This window comes from Paenibacillus agricola (genome assembly GCF_011440305.1).
In the GTDB taxonomy this organism is placed as follows: domain Bacteria; phylum Bacillota; class Bacilli; order Paenibacillales; family NBRC-103111; genus Paenibacillus_S; species Paenibacillus_S agricola.
The window spans coordinates 43,479-62,733 of the sequence record NZ_JAAOIW010000012.1; the positions used below are offsets into that span (position 1 = coordinate 43,479).

Annotated in this window: 18 protein-coding genes; 16 read left to right on the forward strand and 2 right to left on the reverse strand. The window is 48.0% G+C overall.

Features of this window, described 5'->3' with window-relative positions:
• The first annotated feature begins 16 nt into the window (after positions 1–16).
• The 8 genes from G9U52_RS26725 to G9U52_RS26760 all read left to right on the forward strand — a co-directional run bounded on the left by G9U52_RS26725 (position 17) and on the right by G9U52_RS26760 (position 9,520).
• Positions 17–1,840, forward strand: coding sequence for a HEAT repeat domain-containing protein (locus tag G9U52_RS26725; protein WP_166153724.1), 1,824 nt, complete (start codon positions 17–19; stop codon positions 1,838–1,840).
• Complete coding sequence (locus G9U52_RS26730; protein WP_166153725.1) at positions 1,816–2,907, forward strand: ATP-binding protein; 1,092 nt, start codon at positions 1,816–1,818, stop codon at positions 2,905–2,907. Before G9U52_RS26725 ends, G9U52_RS26730 begins: the two co-directional genes overlap by 25 nt.
• Positions 2,820–5,432 (forward strand): DUF5682 family protein, encoded by a 2,613-nt coding sequence (locus G9U52_RS26735; protein ID WP_243767580.1) that lies wholly within the window; start codon positions 2,820–2,822, stop codon positions 5,430–5,432. The genes G9U52_RS26730 and G9U52_RS26735 overlap by 88 nt, the downstream gene beginning before the upstream one ends.
• Before the next feature lie 3 nt (positions 5,433–5,435).
• Entirely contained in the window at positions 5,436–6,668 is a 1,233-nt protein-coding gene (locus G9U52_RS26740; protein ID WP_166153726.1) for a VWA domain-containing protein, read from the forward strand.
• 242 nt (positions 6,669–6,910) lie between these two features.
• The gene (locus G9U52_RS26745; protein ID WP_166153727.1) at positions 6,911–7,369 is read left to right on the forward strand and encodes a hypothetical protein; all 459 of its coding nucleotides are present in this window, start codon (positions 6,911–6,913) and stop codon (positions 7,367–7,369) included.
• Between the two features lie 42 nt (positions 7,370–7,411).
• Complete coding sequence (locus G9U52_RS26750; protein ID WP_166153728.1) at positions 7,412–7,705, forward strand: hypothetical protein; 294 nt, start codon at positions 7,412–7,414, stop codon at positions 7,703–7,705.
• 70 nt (positions 7,706–7,775) lie between these two features.
• Positions 7,776–9,089: a glutathionylspermidine synthase family protein gene (locus G9U52_RS26755; RefSeq protein WP_166153729.1), complete on the forward strand. Its 1,314-nt coding sequence runs from the start codon at positions 7,776–7,778 to the stop codon at positions 9,087–9,089.
• On the forward strand, positions 9,086–9,520 hold the full coding sequence (locus tag G9U52_RS26760) for a DUF350 domain-containing protein (protein WP_166153730.1): 435 nt from the start codon (positions 9,086–9,088) through the stop codon (positions 9,518–9,520). The genes G9U52_RS26755 and G9U52_RS26760 overlap by 4 nt, the downstream gene beginning before the upstream one ends.
• Before the next feature lie 110 nt (positions 9,521–9,630).
• Here the strand turns inward: G9U52_RS26760 and rarD are convergent, their stop codons facing one another.
• Complete coding sequence (rarD, locus tag G9U52_RS26765; protein ID WP_166153731.1) at positions 9,631–10,530, reverse strand: EamA family transporter RarD; 900 nt, start codon at positions 10,528–10,530, stop codon at positions 9,631–9,633.
• 287 nt (positions 10,531–10,817) lie between these two features.
• Here rarD and G9U52_RS26770 point away from each other — a divergent pair, with 287 nt between their 5' ends.
• On the forward strand, positions 10,818–11,003 hold the full coding sequence (locus G9U52_RS26770) for a hypothetical protein (RefSeq protein ID WP_166153732.1): 186 nt from the start codon (positions 10,818–10,820) through the stop codon (positions 11,001–11,003).
• Positions 11,004–11,152: 149 nt separating this feature from the next.
• Here the strand turns inward: G9U52_RS26770 and G9U52_RS26775 are convergent, their stop codons facing one another.
• Positions 11,153–12,130 (reverse strand): aldo/keto reductase, encoded by a 978-nt coding sequence (locus tag G9U52_RS26775; protein WP_166153733.1) that lies wholly within the window; start codon positions 12,128–12,130, stop codon positions 11,153–11,155.
• Between the two features lie 656 nt (positions 12,131–12,786).
• Between G9U52_RS26775 and G9U52_RS26780 the strand changes: the two genes are divergently transcribed.
• The 7 genes from G9U52_RS26780 to G9U52_RS26810 all read left to right on the forward strand — a co-directional run bounded on the left by G9U52_RS26780 (position 12,787) and on the right by G9U52_RS26810 (position 19,227).
• Positions 12,787–13,473 carry a GntR family transcriptional regulator gene (locus G9U52_RS26780; RefSeq protein ID WP_166153734.1) on the forward strand — a complete coding sequence of 229 codons (687 nt, stop codon included), beginning with the start codon at positions 12,787–12,789 and terminating at the stop codon, positions 13,471–13,473.
• A 104-nt stretch (positions 13,474–13,577) separates the two neighbouring features.
• The gene (gene uxuA / locus G9U52_RS26785) at positions 13,578–14,651 is read left to right on the forward strand and encodes a mannonate dehydratase (protein WP_166153735.1); all 1,074 of its coding nucleotides are present in this window, start codon (positions 13,578–13,580) and stop codon (positions 14,649–14,651) included.
• Entirely contained in the window at positions 14,651–15,499 is an 849-nt protein-coding gene (locus G9U52_RS26790; RefSeq protein WP_166153736.1) for an SDR family oxidoreductase, read from the forward strand. The genes uxuA and G9U52_RS26790 overlap by 1 nt, the downstream gene beginning before the upstream one ends.
• A gap of 34 nt (positions 15,500–15,533) precedes the next feature.
• Entirely contained in the window at positions 15,534–15,692 is a 159-nt protein-coding gene (locus tag G9U52_RS26795; RefSeq protein WP_166153737.1) for a hypothetical protein, read from the forward strand.
• A gap of 38 nt (positions 15,693–15,730) precedes the next feature.
• Positions 15,731–16,726 (forward strand): C-terminal binding protein, encoded by a 996-nt coding sequence (locus G9U52_RS26800; RefSeq protein ID WP_166153738.1) that lies wholly within the window; start codon positions 15,731–15,733, stop codon positions 16,724–16,726.
• An 86-nt stretch (positions 16,727–16,812) separates the two neighbouring features.
• Positions 16,813–17,478, forward strand: a complete 666-nt coding sequence (locus G9U52_RS26805; RefSeq protein WP_166153739.1) for a GntR family transcriptional regulator — start codon at positions 16,813–16,815, stop codon at positions 17,476–17,478.
• Between the two features lie 291 nt (positions 17,479–17,769).
• Positions 17,770–19,227 (forward strand): 4-hydroxyphenylacetate 3-hydroxylase family protein, encoded by a 1,458-nt coding sequence (locus G9U52_RS26810; protein ID WP_166153740.1) that lies wholly within the window; start codon positions 17,770–17,772, stop codon positions 19,225–19,227.
• The last annotated feature ends 28 nt before the right edge of the window (positions 19,228–19,255 follow it).

Genomic DNA, 19,255 nt, shown 5'->3' on the forward strand with positions numbered 1-19,255 from the left:
GTTAGGAGATAAGTTGATGAGTATACATATTTTATATGATTTACAGCTTGAGGTAAGGCGTTTATTTATTGCCGGGAGCAGGATGGCTGAAGGTGATTTGCGCCTGACCAAAATACTGCCCCAATTGCAAAAGCTTGGCGAAACCGCAGCGGTTTTTAAAAGAGTGGCACAGGCGCTCACGGAGGTCGTGGAGCCCGCTAGTAAAAATGATGGCGGAGCTGTAAAGCTGCTGGATTTAAGCACATTGCTAAATTCAATTTTATATACACAAGGCGCTACTGAGGTACAGGGGGAAAGCGTGGAGGTTGAGGGGACGGATATTGAATTATCCACGAAGCTTGCTTACCGTAAGCTGAGCCCGATTATCGAGTCGTTGACGACCAAGGGGCAAGGAAGGATGGAGCGGCTTAACCAAGCTTATGAGAACCAACTGCTGAAGGACTTTCGGATTCTCACTGTTGCTGTAAACGCGCTTGATGATGGTTATGCGGAGGTTGCTGATTTTGTAAGTGAAAAGGTGATCCCTGATTTTGGGGACGCTGCACTCCCATTGCTCCGCAAGCAATTCGATTTGTTGGGAGGGCGCTCGCATGCAAGGCGGCTTAACCTGATGTATCCGATTTTAAAGGAATCCGGTTTAGAGCTGTATTTACAAGCTGCGCGCGAGGGCTCTACAGAGGTCCGAACCGCAGCTATTGAGCTGCTGGGGAATTACCCCGAGCAAGAAAGCTTTATTCTGGAGCAAGCCGATGATAAGAAAAAGGAAATTCGTAAGGCAGCCTTCGCAGGCTTGGCAAAGCTTGGAACCGAGAAAGCTGTAGACCGCCTGTTTAAGGCAATAACAACGGTTAAAGACCGTGAAATCGCTGTGGAGACGGCAAGCGATTGTGAGGTTCCCGAGCTTACGCTGAAAATAATCGCTAATGCGGAGGAAGCCTTGGAGCGAATCGTTAGCGGCACGGATATGCAGGAAGCATGCTTACAGCTGCAGGCCGATGTTGTATGCTTGGATGGGAGCAAACAGCAGCAAGAGGTGCTTACCTTTTTGAAAAAGCTGCTCTTAACAGAAGGCTTTATGATTCCAGAAACGGATGCAATCCAGGAAAATGCCGCCAATATTTTGCTGTGGATGGGAACTCCCGAGGCTTATGAATTTTTGGTTAGCCTGCAGCCGGTTTATAAGGGCAGGTATATGATCACAAGCTTTAATGCCGCTTTCCGAACATTGCCCGCTGATGAGGTCTATGAACGGTATGCCAAAGAGCTGAAGACCCAGAAAAAGAAATCATGGGCGCATTCTTTCTTGATTTCCGCGTTGCATCGTTTGATGCCCTCATGGAAGCGTAAATTGGATCTTGCCGGAAATGGCTATTCGCCTTATAAAGATGAGAAGCGGCTGGATCCTAGATGGATTCATGTTTTAATGGATATTAATGAGCCGGAGCTGGTAGCAGAGCTTGCGGAGACGCCTGATAAAAAAGTGGAAGCATACCTGATCAGCAATTTCCAGCTTAAGCCCAAACTCAATCATCAAACGGCTAGTATCCTGCTTGCGCTGTTTCGTATCGGGTGTAAAGAAGCTCCCGAGATGCTAATGAGTGTGCTAGAGAAGGAAAAAAAGGATTTATATTATTTCTCGGAGGTGCAATACGCACTTTTCTACATGCTCCCGCGATCTTACGCTGACAGGCTGAAGCAATTCGCGGAAACCTTAACTTATGAAAGTGTCAAAAGGCAGGTACTTGATGTTGCCGAGCAAATAGCAGAAAAACCAGAAGAATCGGCTATAGATGAGAAGGGAGCGGGAATATGGGGATGGATCAAAAGCAAGATGTCTTAAGGCTGCCTGCTGAGCGTTTATATGAGCATGAGCTAGAAGCTTTGAAGCAAGCTGATAAGGATACACTGCCCTCGGGCTGGAAGCTTTCACCTAAATCGGTGTTAACCTTTATAACAGGAGGCAAGGCTGGAGGCATCGATATTACACCCAAATATATTGGGAATCGGCGCTTGGTGGAAATGGCGATTGCGACCTTGCTTACGGATAGGGCGCTTATGCTGATCGGTGAGCCCGGTACCGCCAAATCATGGCTGTCCGAGAACCTGACCGCCGCGATACATGGGGATTCCTCCAAGGTGATTCAAGGCACCGCTGGTACAAGCGAGGAGCATATCCGCTATTCATGGAATTATGCGATGCTGCTGGCGCAAGGACCTTCGGATCAAGCGCTGATCAAAAGCCCGATCTTTCGGGCGATGGAAAGCGGCGGAATCACAAGATTCGAGGAAATTTCGCGCTGCGCCTCGGAGGTGCAGGATGCGCTAATTTCGATCTTGTCCGAAAAAACGTTGTCGATTCCCGAGCTGGATAGGGAGCTTTCGGCAGCCCGTGGCTTCTCCGTGATTGCAACGGCGAATACGCGTGACCGCGGGGTTAATGAAATGTCAGCGGCGCTGAAAAGGCGCTTTAATATTATTGTACTGCCTGCACCCTCGGATATTGATACGGAGGTCGGCATTGTCCGCAAGCGGGTTGGAGAAATTTCCGCCAATTATGAATTGAACGCATCACCTCCTGATGATGATGCCGTTCTAAAGGTCGTAACGATTTTCCGTGAGCTTCGGAACGGGATGACCGTAGACAGTAAAAATAAGGTGAAGCCTCCAAGTGGTGTCATCTCGACGGCTGAGGCGATTTCGCTCTTAACAGGCAGCATGGCACTGGCGGCTAGCTTCGGTAATGGCACGATTACCGATGAGGATGTTGCTGCGGGCCTGCAAGGCGCAATTGTGAAGGACGAGGAAAAGGATCGTCTGGTATGGAAGGAATATTTGGAAAACGTGATGAAGAAGCGGGGATCATCATGGAGAAGCTTGTACAACGCTTGCTCGGAGATGAACGGTTGAGCGGGAGCGCTATCAAGAGTGCTGGCAGGGCTGCTGGCGGTTCGTCAAGCTTGTCAAGCTCCTCGAGTGAGGCAAGTACAAGCGAAACAAGCCTGACAAGCCAGCTTAAGGGCAGTGAACAGCATGAAGGTTTTCATGTGTTTGGGATTCGGCATCTATCCCCTGCAGGTGCCCACCATTTGCTGTCTTTTCTTGATACGGTCCAGCCGACGGCTATCTTAGTCGAAGGGCCTAGTGATGCTAGTCACGTTATTGCGGACATGACCTCCCGCGGCGTGGTGCCTCCCATTGCTATTTTGGCCTATACGAATGAGCTTCCTATACGGACGCTGCTCTATCCAATGGCTGAGTATTCGCCCGAATACCAAGCCTTCTTATGGGCGAACCGCCATGGTGTGCACACGGAATTTATCGATTTGCCCTCCGAGACGGCGCTGGCTCTTCATGAGCAGCGGCGGGCTTGGCGCAAAAGCTCGATGGAGCCCGAGGACGAGCCAAAGGATGGCTCGCGGACTGGTCCACAAGGAGCTCCAACTGAGGATGGGCTGCAAGCAGCTCCGCCCGAAGAAGCCAAGGCTGAAAACAGCCTGCAGACTTATCTTCGTAAGCAGCATGAGCGATATGAGCAGATTGCCGAGCTGGCGGGTGAGCCGAATTATGACTCCTACTGGGAGCGCCATTTTGAGCATAACCAGCAAAAGGATGCCTATCGGCATGCGGTTTATGAGTTTTCGGCGCAAATGAGGGAAATATCGGAGCTTGATGAGCGTGAGCATGACGCTGCGGAGACCGCCTATAATGAAATACGTGAAGCCTATATGAGGCGCCGTATTCAAGAGGTGCTGAAGGCTGGGCATGTGCCTGGTAAAGTCGTTGTAGTTACAGGTGCGCATCATGCCTCCGCGCTGGATCTGCGGCTTCCGGTAATGACGGATAAGCAGCGTGCGAGCTTGCCGAAGGCATCAACTAAGCTAACGTTAATGCCGTACTCCTTTTACAAGCTTTCCACCCACTCGGGCTATGGGGCGGGCAACCAAGCGCCGGCTTATTTCACTTTATTCTGGGAATGTCTGAAAAAGGGTGACTTGAGCGGGCTGCCCTCACTATACTTTTCCCACGTGGCTGCACGTCTCCGTGAGGAAGGCAACTACCGCTCCACCGCGGCTTTAATAGAAGCGGTACGGTTAGCCGAGGCCTTGGCCTCTATGCAAGGAGGCAGCCAGCCGACCTGGCAGGATTTGCGCGATGCGGCGGTTGTATGCTTGGGCTATGGAGAGCTCAGCACGATTGCCGAAGCTCTGGCCAGAACCGATGTGGGCACCGCGATCGGGAGCCTCCCGGAGGGCGTTAGCCAAACGCCAATCCAGGACGATATGAACCGCGAGTTGAAGCGGCTGAAGCTGGAGAAATACAAATCCACCGTAGCGACGACTTTAGAGCTGGATTTGCGGGAAAACCGCCGGGTGAAATCGGAGGAGGCCGCCTTTATCGACCTCAAGCGTTCGGTGCTGCTGCATCGGCTGAAGCTGTTGGACATTAACTTTGCCCGCAAGCAATATGTCAATCAGGGTGCGGCTTCATGGTCCGAGAATTGGGTGCTGCAATGGACACCCGAAGCGGAGATTCAGGTAGTCGAATCGACGTTAAAAGGCGAGACGATTGAGCTCGCCACTGCTTTTGTACTGAATGAGCGGCTTGAGGCCTGCGGTGATATTACCGAAGCCTCCAAGCTAATCCGTATTGCTTGTGATTGTGATCTGCCCAAGCTGATGGAGCAAGCGCGGGGCAGCCTGCAGGAGCTTGCCGTTGACGCAGGTAATTTCAACCAAATCGCTGCTGCCGCTTATGAGCTATCCGTGCTCATCCAATATGGCTCCTTACGCAGAATGGATACGGATTCATTAGTGCCGCTCTTGCAACAGCTATTTTTGAGGGGGGCTCTGCTGCTTAGTGATGCAGCCAATTGTAATGATGATGCCTCGAAATCTGTGATAGCCGCTATCCATACGCTGCATGGGGTGGCACAGGAGCATTTTGATAGTGTCGATGATGCACTGTGGATACATAAGCTGCAAGACCTCGCCTCGCGCGACGACCGGAATGCAAAGTGCTCGGGTTTTGCCTTTGCGATTTTATTGGAGCGTAATGAGGTATCGGAGGATCAAAGTGCCCAAGAGGTATCGCGGCGGCTGTCCCCCGGGATTCCGGCTGATTTGGGAGCAGGCTGGTTTGAAGGCTTATCTATGCGCAACCGTTATGCCCTGCTGTCCCGCACTTCGCTGTGGCGGCAGTTGGATAGCTATATGGAATCGTTGGAGGAAGCACAATTTCATCGGTCGCTCGTATTTCTTCGAAGGGCATTTGGTTCGTTTGAACCCAGAGAAAAAGCGGCGATTGCCGAAATGATGGGCGATATTTGGGGATTCGATGCCGACCAGACAGGTGAAATGCTGCAGCGTCCACTCACTAACGAAGAAAAGGGGAAACTCGATGAGCTTAACGACTTTGACTTCGAGGATTTGTAGACGATGACAACGATCAACCAGGAGCAGGTAAAACGCTGGAGGTTGGTGCTGGGAGCGGCTTCGGAGGAAAAGCTGCAATGTTTTGGAGGCGGCTCCGGATCGGGTTCAGGTCGTATCCTGGATCATGATGCAGCCTTAATGGATGAGGCGCTGGCTGCGATCTATGACGATACAGCGGACACGGGCAGCATAGATAGGGGTGGAGGCAGCTCCAGCCGTTCAAGGTCAGCGGGTCTCGGGGCATCCTCGCCGAAGCTGGCCAAATGGCTTGGCGATATCCGCACTTTTTTTCCAGCCGATGTCGTATCGGTTATTCAGGCAGACGCGATTGAGCGCAAAGGGCTGACGCAGCTGCTGTTTGAGCCGGAGCTGTTGGCGCAGGTAAAGCCGGATATTCAAATGGTAGCAACCTTAATGGCGCTAAAGGGCAAGATTCCCGAGAAAACCAAAGAAACGGCAAGGCAGCTGGTGAAAGCCGTCGTCGATGAGATTATTAAAAGGCTGTCGCAAAACATCCAGCGTGCTGTCACAGGAGCCTTAAACCGCAGGAGGCATTCACCGCTGCCTTCGTTCACAGGCCTGGATTGGAACCGCACGATCCAGAAAAACCTTAAGCACTACGATATGGAGCGTAAGCTGTTAATTCCCGAGAAGGTCTACTTCTTTGATCGCGCACGCAAAAGCAAAGAATGGACCGTGATCCTCGATATCGACCAGAGCGGCTCGATGGCCAACTCGGTTATCTATGCGTCGATTATTGGCTCGATATTCGCCAGTATGCCTGCGCTGGATACACGCGTCGTAGCCTTCGATACCGAGGTGGTCGATTTAACGGAGCAATGTGCAGAGGATCCGGTGGACATGTTATTCGGCATCCAGCTTGGGGGCGGCACCGACATTAATAAATCGGTCGCTTATTGCGAGCAGTTTGTCACGGAGCCGAAGAAAACCTTGTTCATTCTGGTAACCGATCTGTACGAAGGAGGGAACCGCTCTGAGCTGCTGCGCAGGTTGGCCGCGCTGCAGCAGGCTGGAGTGAAAACGATCTGTTTGCTCGCTTTATCCGATCAAGGGGTGCCCTCCTACGATGAAACGGTTGCCAAGAAGCTGGCCCAATTCGGGATTCCTTGCTTTGGCTGCACACCTGACCGGCTTCCGGAATTTATTGAAGGAGCGCTTAAAGGGTTAGATTTGCAAATGCTGGCAGACCGAGTACAAGCGGGTGCAAAGCAATAAGAGGGAACGGACTGACTCTGTCCATAAACTAGTCGATAATAGGCGTACTATTGATTTCGTACCAATATGGGCTCCTGTGTCCGCTTAATTGTATGTCCTTCGACAAAATAGGAGCTGAGGCACTAGGGTTTGCTGGAGCTTTCATTAGTTTTTCCAGCTCTTTCATCTTCTCGCTCAAATATTGGCAAAGCGGTAATTTCTATAACAATTAGCCGTATATTCATAAGGAAGGGGGGAGAGTTATGGCACGCTTGGAGTATCGGCTGTTCGGAGAGGGAAACACGTTCCCGGTGCTGTACTATTATGACCGCATCGATCTGGATGAGGTATCAATGCGATTTGCTTGTGATTATTTTATTAAAGAAGGCACCGTTTATGAAAAAACATCATGCGCGGCAGAGGTAGATGGTTATGTGATTTACGTCAAGCGATCCTTGGAGGAGAAGCCTGCCCCATGGGGCAGCCCTAGGCAAGGGAAGTCCAATGGCTTAAGCTTGGAGCTGCGTGAGTTTAGTGAGTACACAGCGGATTACAAGCTTATTCATACGTTTGTTTTTCAGAAAAGCCTGGAAATGCTGCTGCGACTGCAGGCCAATTATGTGTACAGGGAAGGCGTAGAATGGTCACGCACCTCGACAGAAATTGATGAGGACCGGGAAACCTACGTATATTATGCAGTCCTGGCGAGCTCTCAAACCTAGCTATACGAACGCAAACTAACAGGATAGGGGAAGACAAGGACGATGGAAAATAAAAAGCAATCCCAGTCCTACAAATTAGTTACTTTGTTTGTAGCGGCAGCGCTAGTGGCAGCCCCAGGGTGCACGAATCGAGCTGCCAATTCCAACTGTGTGGATGCCAATCAGGATGGTTATTGCGATAATGGAAGTGGGTCGCGAAGCAGCTATTTTTACGGTGGGGGCAACTCCGGTGTAGGAACCAATAATGGCTCCACTAACGATTCATCCCCGGGTATTTCCAAGGGCTCTACACCTCACGGCGGGGTAGGCAGCAGCTCTGGCTCCAGTTCCTCATAAACCTGTTGGCTGTGCAGCTTAGCTTTACTGTACTTGGGTATATATGAGGAAAGAACAGGGGGAGGTTCATATGGTACTTTTGAAAGCCGATAGGCAGGAGCTTGGTTATGCAGCTCGGCGTGAGCAGATTTACGGACCGCTAAAGGCGGAAGGCGTGTTCACCTGGGACATGATGTACGGCGATGAATATGCATTGGCCGGCATCCAGTGGTTGGACCGTAGCCTGCACCGCCGAATGCAGGAAGCCGCGGAAGGGCTTAAGCGGGTATACGCCCGCACTGTACAGATTGTCCAGCAGGCCGACGATGCACTGCTAGGCGAGCTTGGACTTGCGCCTTCAACCTATGCGGCTGTTCGATTAAGCATGGATACATTGCTGCCGACGATGATCGGCAGGTTCGATTTTGCCGTCAACGGCTCGGACATCAAGATGCTGGAATTCAACAGCGACACGCCCACAGGTATTGTCGAGGCTTTTCATGTCAATGGGCATGTATGTGCCGTGTATGGAGCGAAGGACCCCAACGAGGGCTGTACGGCCTCACTGCAGCAGGCGTTCGCCGAAACCGTCGAAGCCTATCGCGCAGCCGGCTTCCGGACGGAGCATATGTATTTCAGTGCGCTCGACTGGCATGAGGAGGACGCAGGGACAACGCGTTATCTGCTCGGGCAATCCAAGCTGCCCGGGAGGTTCGTGCCTCTGTCCGAGCTGCGCGTAGATGGCGACCGATTATGGGTGATCGATGAAGCGACGCAGCAGCTATCGCCTGTAGATTTGCTTTATCGCTTGCATGCGATTGAGAAGCTGGCTGAGGAGCAGGACGAGGATGGTTATCCCACAGGGGAGCATATGCTTCAGCTTATCACTCAGGGGCAGCTGGCTATAATAAATCCACCGTCAGGCTTTTTGGCACAGACCAAGGCGTTACAGGCGTTAATCTGGAATTTGCATGAGCAGAACCAGTTTTATAGCGCGGAGGAGCATGCCATTATTGAAGCTTATATGCTGCCCACCTATTTGGAAAATCGTTTTTCCAAGAGTCAGGGTACGGATGTGCGTAATGAAGCATATGTCGTGAAGCCGATATTCGGCAGAGAAGGCAGTGGAGTGGCCATTTATGGTCCAGACGGCTCGCTTTGGGAGCAAAGCGGTGAGGATGAATATGCCAACCAGCCGATGATTTACCAAACCTACATAGAGCTACCGCAAATCACTGTAGAAACGCTGAAAGGCCCGGTGACGGGGCGCTTGCTTTGGGGCTGCTTTTTGATTGGAGGGCAAGCCTCAGCCGTTGTGGCTCGGGTTGGCGGTTTAATTACGAGCAACTTATCTTATTATTTACCAGTGGGCTTTGATGAAACGAAAGAGGTGGAGGAGCAATGATGCAGTGGCAATCCATTATCGATTTCTTGATTTACTTGGGGATTACCGTACCGTTATTGGGGATCGGCCTTTTATTTTTTGTATTTACAACGCCGTATAGCGAATTTAAATTAATCCGAGAGGGCAGTGATGTGACAGACCCGGTAAAAGTAGGAGCGGCTCGGGCGGCAGCCTACGACCTGGGTGGCAAAATTGTCGGCCAAGCCTTAGTGCTTGCCTCAGCAGTTTACCATTCGATCGGCTTGCTGGATTTGGTAATATGGGGTGTGCTGGGGATCGCTTTTCAAATTATTGTCTTTTATTTATTTGGAATGCTTGCTCCGTTCAAGGTTTTGGCTGAAATTCCGAAGGGTAATGTGTCGGTCGGGTTATTTTCCTGCTTTTTAAGCATAGCTTCGGGTTTGCTGATGGCCTCGTTAATTAGCTATTAAGGGCAACAAAGGATCAAGCGGAGAAATTTCACCGCTTGATCCTTCATCTGTTTTTCTTTAATTGCCCTGCCTAAATCCCAGCTTATCGGGTTCTCACTGCGCATTCTCGCTCAGGAAACCTTCTGGATTTCCGCCAAACGGCGGTTAGCATTTGATTTTTTGAACGACGCCAGGGTATAGACAATTAATGAAAGCCAGATCAACGAAAAACTGATCAATTGCCACTGTGTAAAAGGCTCATTGAACAAAAAGATCGCTAGCAGCAAACTCGTTGTTGGGGCGATATATTGGATAAACCCAACCAATGAAAGAGGCAACAGCTTTGTTGCCTTGGCAAACCAGAACAAAGGTAAGGCTGTAGCTACGCCGGATAGCATTAAAAGCACAACCGATGTACCCGACAAATCCGTGAAGGTGCTTGTTCCTTGCGCTTGAATATAGAGCAGATAGCCCAACGAAATCGGCAATACGACGATGGTTTCCCAAGTCAGGCCGAGCAGAATATCTAACTTCGCTGCCTTTTTGGCAAGCCCATATAGCGCAAAGGAAACTGCCAACGCAATCGCTATCCAAGGGATATGCCCATATTGAATCGCCATAATCAGAACGCCGGATCCTGCCAGCAGAATGGAGAACCATTGCCCTGGCGAGAGCCTTTCCTTCAAAAAAACAACCGCCAATAAGACGCTAATAAGGGGATTCATATAATAGCCCAAGCTCGTTTCAAGCACTTGATGGTTGTTAACGGCCCATATGAACAGTAACCAGTTCAGGCTAATTAACAGGGAGCAAAGGACAACGGCAATCCTGCTTCGCCTATTGGCAACAACACCTTTTAATTGCTTCCATTGCTTTGCAAACGTAACAAGGATGGCAACAAATACGAACGACCAGACAATACGATGTGCTAAAATCTCCCACGCCGGCATCGCGGTAAAGATCCGCCAATATAACGGGAGAAGCCCCCATGTCAAATAAGAAAAAACGGCATAGATGATACCCTGCTTCATATTTGCTGCTCCTTATATGTTCTAATGTTCGACTATATTCAAACAAATGAAATATAGCATGAAGTATGATAAAATGCAATGACAAGCTTGACAAGGCACACAGCGGTTTTGTACGATCATCTCGCTCGATTATCTTTGGAGTTACTGAAAGGGGGCGAGTATCAAAGCGAAACCTAATGGCATCAACAAATCCTTTACTTAGTTGAGCAGCAGCGTTAACATTCCCATGTTTTAATAAGGATAGGATCAGATATTCGTTTGCGCAAATCATGAGGGGGCGGATGGATTTGACTATTTTGGAATATGCAGAAAAAGAGCTGCAAGTGAAATTAAGCTTTTTACAAAAGGATTTGTTGCAGGTTTTACAACAGGATTCGGACTATGTGCAGTATGTTGACAAGAAAAGCCACGCTTTGGTCACTGTCTTGGATATTTATTATAAATGGATCGAGAATAATAGGCTTGCCAGCTGAGTGGTATTTACCCCAAATTTACTCCATGCGAAGCTGATGAGCAGTTAACCCCATATAAGAAAAAGAACCTCCTTACCCACTGTTTGAAAGTGGGTGGAGGTTCTTTTATGTAGGGTACTCCGTTCAAAGTGGACCATTAGCCTCCCGTTTTACCAAGCATACGCTTCAGGTGCGGGCTTGCCAGGGCCGGGGAAAATAAGGCTTAATTCGGCCATGGTATCCTCAGCCAATACAAGCTCTACTGCCCTCAGAGCGTTTTCCAGCTGCTCCTGGGTGCGAGGACCTATAATCGGTGCCGTTAAAGCCGGATTGGCCAGAATCCAAGCCAAGCCTACATTGGATTGGCTTTCGCCAAGCTCCAAGCAAAGGCTGGCGAAGCGCTCCAGCTGTGCCCGCTTGGCTTCAATCGCCACGCGCTCTTGGGCCGATCTGGACCCTCGGTGCGGCTTAAGCGCGTTTTCGCCCAGCAAGCCCCCGGCAAGCGGGCTCCACGCGACAACGCCGATCCCGTGGTGCAGCGCCGACGGCAGCACTTCGAGCTCGGGCTCACGGCATAATAGGCTATATTTATGCTGCTCGGATACCAGCCCAAGAATATGCCGTGACTTCGCTTCGGCTTGCGCCAGCGCAAGATGCCAGCCTGCAAAATTACTGGAGCCGATATAATCGACGGTTCCTTGCTGGACTAACGATTGAAAGACCTCCCAGAGCTCCTCCCAGGTAGCATTCCGTTCGATGTGGTGCATTTGGTAAAGCTCAATATGGTCGGTTTGCAGCCGGGTTAAGGAGCCTTGCAAATGCCGGCGAATTTTATAGGCAGATAATCCACTCTCTGTATTGGGTCCGTCATTCGGGTCCTCCATGTTGCCGTATACCTTGGTAGCCAGAACAACACGCTCGCGCCGGTTGCCTCCTTGGGCGAACCACCGGCCGATGATTTCCTCGGTAAGCCCACGTTTCTCGCCACCGTAGCCATTAGCTGTATCGAAAAAGCTAATGCCTGCATCCAGCGCCGTATCCATAATACGAAAGGCTTCTTTTTCATCCGTACTTTGCCCGAAATTCATCGTTCCCAAGCAAAGTCGGCTTACCTTTAAGCCCGTACGTCCCAAATTTATATACTTCATGTTATGCCGCCTCTAAAATTTATTTTGCATCTTCCTTCATTGCCCTCAACCCTCAACCCAGAGATGAGTCTTGATTAAAAAAGCTCGCAACAGGGTAAACATAACTATTAATCAATAATTAAAGTGAGGCGAGGCGACATGGAAGACATTGTAAAACAAACCAAAATCAACTGGCACCATTTTATGTCAAACTTTTATTTGATTTTGCATGACAATAGTATGGACAGAGGTTTAAAAGCGACGTTTATGAAAAAGGCCTATACCCATACGCTCAAAACAAGAGATCTCTAAATGAATCTGATGCTAGGCTTCAGGTTTTTTTTGCTGGACGAGCTCGCCAAACCCGAATATATCCGCGCCCAAATCCTTGTGTACCTTTTTAACTGCGATTTTGATCAGCCCTCCAATTTGCGGTCACCATCCTCTTTGATATAGTCAAATGTAATTTGGTCAGTACTATCGATGTCGTAATCGATATCCTCCTATATTTTGCTCCACACGTATGTTTACTCCCACAACCGATTTCCTATTACTAATTTCAGTATTTGCCAAAAGAGTTTATAAACAAATATTCGTGGGTACCCTTCCGCTGTTTATATGAGGTATACTAGAATTATTAGCTTAGTATAAGCTCACAGGAGCACAGGGGGATTGGGATGTCTACTCAAATAACGGCGCTTAAAGATAGAAAAGGATTAATCAGGGATTATGTCTATGACACACTCAAAAAAAATATTATGGAATTAAGGCTGGAGCCAGGCCGTTTAATATCGGAAAAAGATTTGGTGGAAATGCTTGAGGTCAGCAGAACGCCGATACGTGAAGCACTTGTTAAATTATCGCAGGAGGAGCTTATTGAGACTACACCCCAGAAGGGCTCTATGATTTCTTTAATCGATTTGCAGCATGTCGAGGAATCCCGGTTTATTAGGGAAACACTGGAGGCGGCTATCGTACGTGAAGCCTGTATGAAGCTGAATAAGGAGCAGGTGCTGGGTCTGCAGAACCTAATTTCATTGCAGGAGCTATGCGAGTCTGAGGAAAACTATGAACGGCTGTTTGAGCTGGATGAAGAGTTTCATAAATCGATTATTATCGGCTGTGGCAGGTCCCGTGCATGGGGGCTTATTCAACAGGTAACGACCCACTATAACCGGATCCGTTTCTTAAGATTATCGACCAACCATGATTGGAAAATCATTATGATCCAGCACCATGGAATCGTCCGTGCGATCAGGGATAAAAATCCGGATGAAGCCGAAAAGGTATTAAGAGACCATTTGGAGCTGGTTGTGATTGAAAAAGAAGAATTAAAGCAGAAATACCCCAAGTATTTCAAATAAATTGCTCAAACTGCTCATAAATTTCTTTTTACTAAACCATAACCCATCTAGTATACTAGTTATATTAATATAATAAGATTGAATGACTCTGGAGGTTAGTTCAGATGAAAATGGTATTTAGATGGTATGGGGAAGGCAATGACACTGTTACACTTGAGCAAATCAAACACATCCCCGGTGTTGAGGGAATCGTATGGGCACTGCATCATTTGCCGGCAGGTGCAGAATGGCCGATGGCGGACATCCTCGCTTACAAAGAGCTGGTAGAGCCTTACGGCTTCCATCTTGAAGTTGTTGAGAGCGTGAATGTCCACGAGGATATTAAGCTCGGCTTGCCAAGCCGTGATCTTTACATCGAGAATTACAAGCGAACGATCGAAAGGCTGGCGAAGGTCGGTGCCAAAGTGATTTGTTATAACTTCATGCCCGTATTCGACTGGGTACGGACGGATTTATTCAAGGAGCTGGAGGATGGATCGACAGCGATGTTTTATGAAAAGCTGAAGGTGGACGCGATGAATCCACTGGAATTGGTTGCGAAAATTAACGAAAATCCCGAGTTTACGATGCCGGGCTGGGAGCCGGAACGCTTGAAGCATTTATCCTCCGTGTTTGATGCTTACAGGGAAGTAACGGAGGAGGATTTGTGGAACAATCTGCAATATTTCCTGGAGCAGATTATTCCCGTTGCCGAGCTGAATGGGATCAAGATGGCGATCCATCCGGATGATCCGCCATGGTCGATATTTGGACTGCCCAAAATTATGACGGGGGCAGACAGTATCCGCAGGCTACTTAAGCTTGTCGATAATCCCTATAATGGCGTAACCTTATGCAGCGGCTCTTTAAGCGCGAGGCCGGATAATAATATAGCGGCAATGGTGAGGGAGTTTGCCGACCGGATTCCTTTTGCCCATATTCGTAATATCCGCTTGTATGAAAATGGTGACTTTATTGAAACCTCGCATAAAGCCAGCGACGGCACTGTAGATATTTGCGATATCGTCAAGGCTTATCATGAGAACGGATTCACGGGATATGTGAGGCCAGACCATGGGAGACATATTTGGGGCGAGCAATGTAGGCCAGGTTACGGTTTATATGACAGAGCGCTTGGCATTATGTACTTATGGGGGATTTGGGATTCCTTGGAAAGAAGCAAAAGGGGGACGATGTGATGATCACGATTAACGAAAATTTGCAAGGTAAAGTAGCTGTCATTACGGGTGGCAGCGGAGTGCTCTGCTCGGCGATGGCGAAGGAGCTGGGGCGGCATGGTGTCAAGGTAGCCATCCTAAACCGTACACTCGATAAGGGCGAGCGGGTAGCCAGCGATATTAGGGAAGCCGGAGGCGAAGCGATCGCGATTGCTTGTGATGTCTTGGATTTGGAAAGCGTGAAGGCGGCTGAGCAAATTGTTCTAGAAAAGCTGGGCGCTTGCGATATCCTGATTAACGGCGCGGGTGGCAACCACCCCAAAGGCATTACGACCAAAGAAAGCCTAAAGCTCGATGATTTGGAAAATAAAGAGCTGACAACCTTTTTTGATTTGAACCAAGAAGGAATTCAATATGTGTTTAATTTGAACTTTCTGGGCACGCTGTTGCCCACGCAAATCTTTTCCAAAGGCATGATTAACAAGCCCGGTGCAACGATCATTAATATGTCGTCGATGAGTGCCCCAAGCCCGATGACCAAGGTACCCATCTACAGCGCTGCCAAGGCCGCCATCGATAATTTTACCAAGTGGCTGGCTGTCCATATGGCCGACTCGGGCATTAGAGTTAACGCGATTGCGCCAGGTTTTTTCTTGACGGAGCAAAATAAAAAGCTGCTGACGAATGAAGACGGCTCGCTAACCGAGCGGTCGCATAAAATCATTACACACACCCCGATGCGAAGATTCGGCAGTCCGGATGATCTGCTAGGGACATTAATTTGGCTGGCCGACTCGAATATGTCTGGTTTTGTCACAGGAATTACAGTACCCGTTGATGGAGGATTTATGGCTTATTCTGGTGTATAATGGTATTATAGATCCGTTTTAAGGAAGCAGCAGGTTGAGTAGATCAAGGCTAGAGGCGACATCCTTGATAAGGAGATTTAAAGAGGCGGTAGCCGCTGCCTGCAATTTTGGATGCTTTACCCGGAATTGCAGGCAGCGGCTACCAGACTCGTTGCAGGCAGAGGCGCTCAAGGCCTTCAAGCTTCAAGGCTAAGGAGTAAACAATGAAGAATAAGGAGCGGATACAACATCATGGCGCAATTTAAAGTTGTTATTACCGACTATGAATACAAAAGCTTGCAGATCGAACAGGATATCCTTAGTCAACTGGATGTGGAGTTTGTGAAGGCGCAATGTCGGACAGAGGAAGAGGTCATCAACGCTGCGAAGGATGCAGACGGGATCTTGAATCAGTATGCACCCATCACCCAGAAGGTCATACAAAGCTTGAACAACTGCAAGGTGATTTCCAGATATGGGGTGGGCGTCAACACGATTGATTTGGATGCCGCGACTGAGCAGGGAATCGTTGTAGCGAATTGTACCGATTATTGTATGGATGAAGTTGCTGACCATGCTTTAGCGCTTCTCTTAAGCGCGGCTCGCAAGGTTACCTTGCTCAATTCCTATGTCAAACAAGGTGTGTGGGAATACAAAAAGGCTATACCAATTTACCGTTTAAGAGGGCAAATATTGGGGATGGTTGGGTTTGGTAAGATATCCCAAAACCTTAGTGCCAAAGCAAAGGCTTTTGGTTTGAAGCTTATTGCCTATGATCCGTTTATTTCCCAAGAGGTTGCCTCTAAGTATGAGGTAGAGATGGTCGACTTAGATATATTGTGCCAAACTGCGGATTTTATTTCCGTACATGCGCCATTGACCAAAGCTACCAAAGGCTTGATTGGCAGCGCACAATTCAGCAGCATGAAACCTGAGGCCATTATTATTAATACTTCAAGGGGACCGCTAATTAATGAACAGTCTTTGATTACAGCGCTACAAACTTCGCAAATTGCAGGTGCAGCCTTAGATGTGCTTGAGCATGAGCCTATTGACCCTGGCAACCCGTTACTGAAGATGGAGCAGGTTATCCTGAATCCTCATGTTGCCTGGTATTCCGAGGAATCGGAAAGGGAGCTAAAGGGGAAAATCGCCCAGAACGTGGTTGATGTGCTATCGGGGTTATTTCCCGTGTATTTAGCCAATCCTAAAGTAAAAGACATAGTGGACCTACGACAAAGGCTGTAAATGAATTTTATATTTTAGTTGACGAGGTTTCAGCGTGTTGTGTATGATGTATACATTACTTGTTTTACGGAAAGGTGTAGTTGGAAATGCCTATATCGAAGTTTAATTTGCAACCGATCACCAAATCATCAACGACGAAAGAGAGGGCATATAATGAGATCAAGCATGTTATTCTAAATGGTTATATCTCGTCGGATGAAATCTTTACGGAAGTACAGTTGGCGGAATTTCTTAAAACATCGCGAACACCAGTTAGAGAAGCATTGCAGGATTTGATTAAAGAAGGCTTGATTGTTTCCATCCCGCGAAAAGGTATGACCGTCCGTAAAGTGACGGAAAATGAGATGGAGCAGATCTTTTTGCTTCGTACGACAATCGAAACCAAAGTGATTCAAAAGCTTACAGAAATTATTACATCCGAGCAGTTGGCGCTATTGAGGGCCATTTGCAAGCAGCAGGAAGAAGCCATGTTGATCAATGATACTATCGCTTTTATTCAATTGGATCAGGACTTCCATACTGCTCTTACGAAATTTGTGGATTATGAATTGATCGAGCAGATGCTACTGAATCTTCATAATCTCTCACAGTTAATTGGGTTACGTGCGATCAAAAAAAGTAATCGCATGAAAGAAGTGATTGAAGAACATTTGGCCATCATATCCTCGCTGGAGTTTAAAAACAGTGAACAATCGGTTATAGCCATTACAAACCACCTAAGTAAAACGAAAGATTCGGTAATGGATAACTAAAATAAAAGAAAGTAAACGCTTTCAATTCAATTGTGTCAACTATATTAACTGTTGACGTTATTTAATGTTACATTCGATAAAAAATAATTGACTTTTGTACTTGATAACTTTACAATCTAGTAAATAACCTGACATGATATACGAGTGACAAGCAGCATGCAAAAAATTCATACTTGAAGTTGCTTGATTTTTTTTAAATATCCAATGTATACACAACACACAATACTAAATACGAAATACTTAACACGAAATACCTAATACACAATTTCAAGGTTGGAAGGATGATATGAAATGGTTCGTAATGGCAAACAGTATGTAGACTCTTTGAAGGATAACCGCCGAATCTATATCAATGGAGAAATTGTAGAAGATGTTACTACACACCCGGCATTCAAAGGAATTATACAATCCTTTGCTAACTTATATGATTTGGCAGCAGATCCTTCCAACGACATGATTTATACCACCGAGGATGGCACTCAAGCCAATAAAGTATTTATGATTCCTCGCAGCCGTGAGGATCTGGCTATCCGTCGCAAGGCGATAACAAAATGGGCGGAAGCGACTTGTGGATTTGCGGGACGCAGTCCTGATCATGTTGCTGGGTTTTTGGCTGGCTTCTCCAGTTACCCTGAAGTATTTGGCGAGTATCAACAGAATGTGCATGACTTTTATAAATATGCACGCGATGAAGATTTGTTTGTTACCTATGTAATCATCCCTCCTCAGGTGGATCGCAGCAAAGCGGCTCATGAGCAGGAGGAAAAATATTTACCGGTTGGGGTTTTGGAAGAACGAGAGGATGGCATCGTTGTTCGAGGGTCGCAAATGTTAGGAACAAGCGCAGCAGTTTCCAACTACCTGTTCGTCAGTTGTATTACACCACTTAGACCGGGAGATGAAGATTATGCGATTTCCTTTGTTCTTCCACTGGATACTCCGGGCTTGAAACTGTACCCGAGACCAAGCTACGCCATGGGCAAGGAAGCCGTATATGATTACCCGTTGTCTACACAGTTTGATGAAAGCGACTCTTTGATGGTGTTCGACGATGTGTTCATTCCTTGGAAGCATGTTTTTGTTAATAAGAACATCGAGGCCACAAGAGACCAATTCCATAAGACGCCTGCACATGTACTGGGAAATAACCAAGCACAAATTCGGTTATGCACCAAAATAAAGTTCATTATCGGCGTGGCCCGCAAAATAACTGAAATGGGTGGTACTGATAAATTCCCACAGGTGCAGGAACGACTCGGTGAATTAGCCTCACTAGCGGCTACGGTTGAGGGTATGCTGCTAGCAAGTGAGTACGAATGTACGCTAGACAAGAACGGCACAGCTCGACCTAGCGCGCGGTTTCTATTTGGTATCGTTGGCATGCAGGATCAAGTTTATGCCAATGTGATTAAGATTCTTCGTGAGCTTGTCGGTGGCGGTGTGCTGCAAATGCCATCCTCCTATCATGAAATGGTGAATCCTGAGACGCGAGATGATATCCGCCAGTACATCCGAGCGTCTGGCGTCGATTCGGAAGCACGGATTAAGTTATACAGACTTGCTTGGGATATCATTGGTTCGGAATTCGCTGGTCGCCATCAGCAGTATGAAATGTTCTACAACGGAGCTCCTTTTGTTGTCAGAGGACATGCATTCCGTAATTATGGATATAACGAACCATTGGAATTAGTTGAACGCTTCCTCAGCAGCTACAGCTTGCCTGACAAAGATGCACATGTCCAATCCTAAATAACTGTAAACTTACAGAAAGAAGGGG

Bases quoted from the DNA above. Each gene is read 5' to 3' on its own strand.
- G9U52_RS26725 (WP_166153724.1), top strand. From the start codon at position 17: ATGAGTATACATATTTTATATGATTTACAGCTTGAGGTAAGGCGTTTA.
- G9U52_RS26730 (WP_166153725.1), top strand. From the start codon at position 1,816: ATGGATCAAAAGCAAGATGTCTTAAGGCTGCCTGCTGAGCGTTTATAT.
- G9U52_RS26735 (WP_243767580.1), top strand. From the start codon at position 2,820: ATGGAAGGAATATTTGGAAAACGTGATGAAGAAGCGGGGATCATCATG.
- G9U52_RS26740 (WP_166153726.1), top strand. From the start codon at position 5,436: ATGACAACGATCAACCAGGAGCAGGTAAAACGCTGGAGGTTGGTGCTG.
- G9U52_RS26745 (WP_166153727.1), top strand. From the start codon at position 6,911: ATGGCACGCTTGGAGTATCGGCTGTTCGGAGAGGGAAACACGTTCCCG.
- G9U52_RS26750 (WP_166153728.1), top strand. From the start codon at position 7,412: ATGGAAAATAAAAAGCAATCCCAGTCCTACAAATTAGTTACTTTGTTT.
- G9U52_RS26755 (WP_166153729.1), top strand. From the start codon at position 7,776: ATGGTACTTTTGAAAGCCGATAGGCAGGAGCTTGGTTATGCAGCTCGG.
- G9U52_RS26760 (WP_166153730.1), top strand. From the start codon at position 9,086: ATGATGCAGTGGCAATCCATTATCGATTTCTTGATTTACTTGGGGATT.
- rarD (WP_166153731.1), bottom strand. From the start codon at position 10,530: ATGAAGCAGGGTATCATCTATGCCGTTTTTTCTTATTTGACATGGGGG.
- G9U52_RS26775 (WP_166153733.1), bottom strand. From the start codon at position 12,130: ATGAAGTATATAAATTTGGGACGTACGGGCTTAAAGGTAAGCCGACTT.
- G9U52_RS26780 (WP_166153734.1), top strand. From the start codon at position 12,787: ATGTCTACTCAAATAACGGCGCTTAAAGATAGAAAAGGATTAATCAGG.
- uxuA (WP_166153735.1), top strand. From the start codon at position 13,578: ATGAAAATGGTATTTAGATGGTATGGGGAAGGCAATGACACTGTTACA.
- G9U52_RS26790 (WP_166153736.1), top strand. From the start codon at position 14,651: ATGATCACGATTAACGAAAATTTGCAAGGTAAAGTAGCTGTCATTACG.
- G9U52_RS26800 (WP_166153738.1), top strand. From the start codon at position 15,731: ATGGCGCAATTTAAAGTTGTTATTACCGACTATGAATACAAAAGCTTG.
- G9U52_RS26805 (WP_166153739.1), top strand. From the start codon at position 16,813: ATGCCTATATCGAAGTTTAATTTGCAACCGATCACCAAATCATCAACG.
- G9U52_RS26810 (WP_166153740.1), top strand. From the start codon at position 17,770: ATGGTTCGTAATGGCAAACAGTATGTAGACTCTTTGAAGGATAACCGC.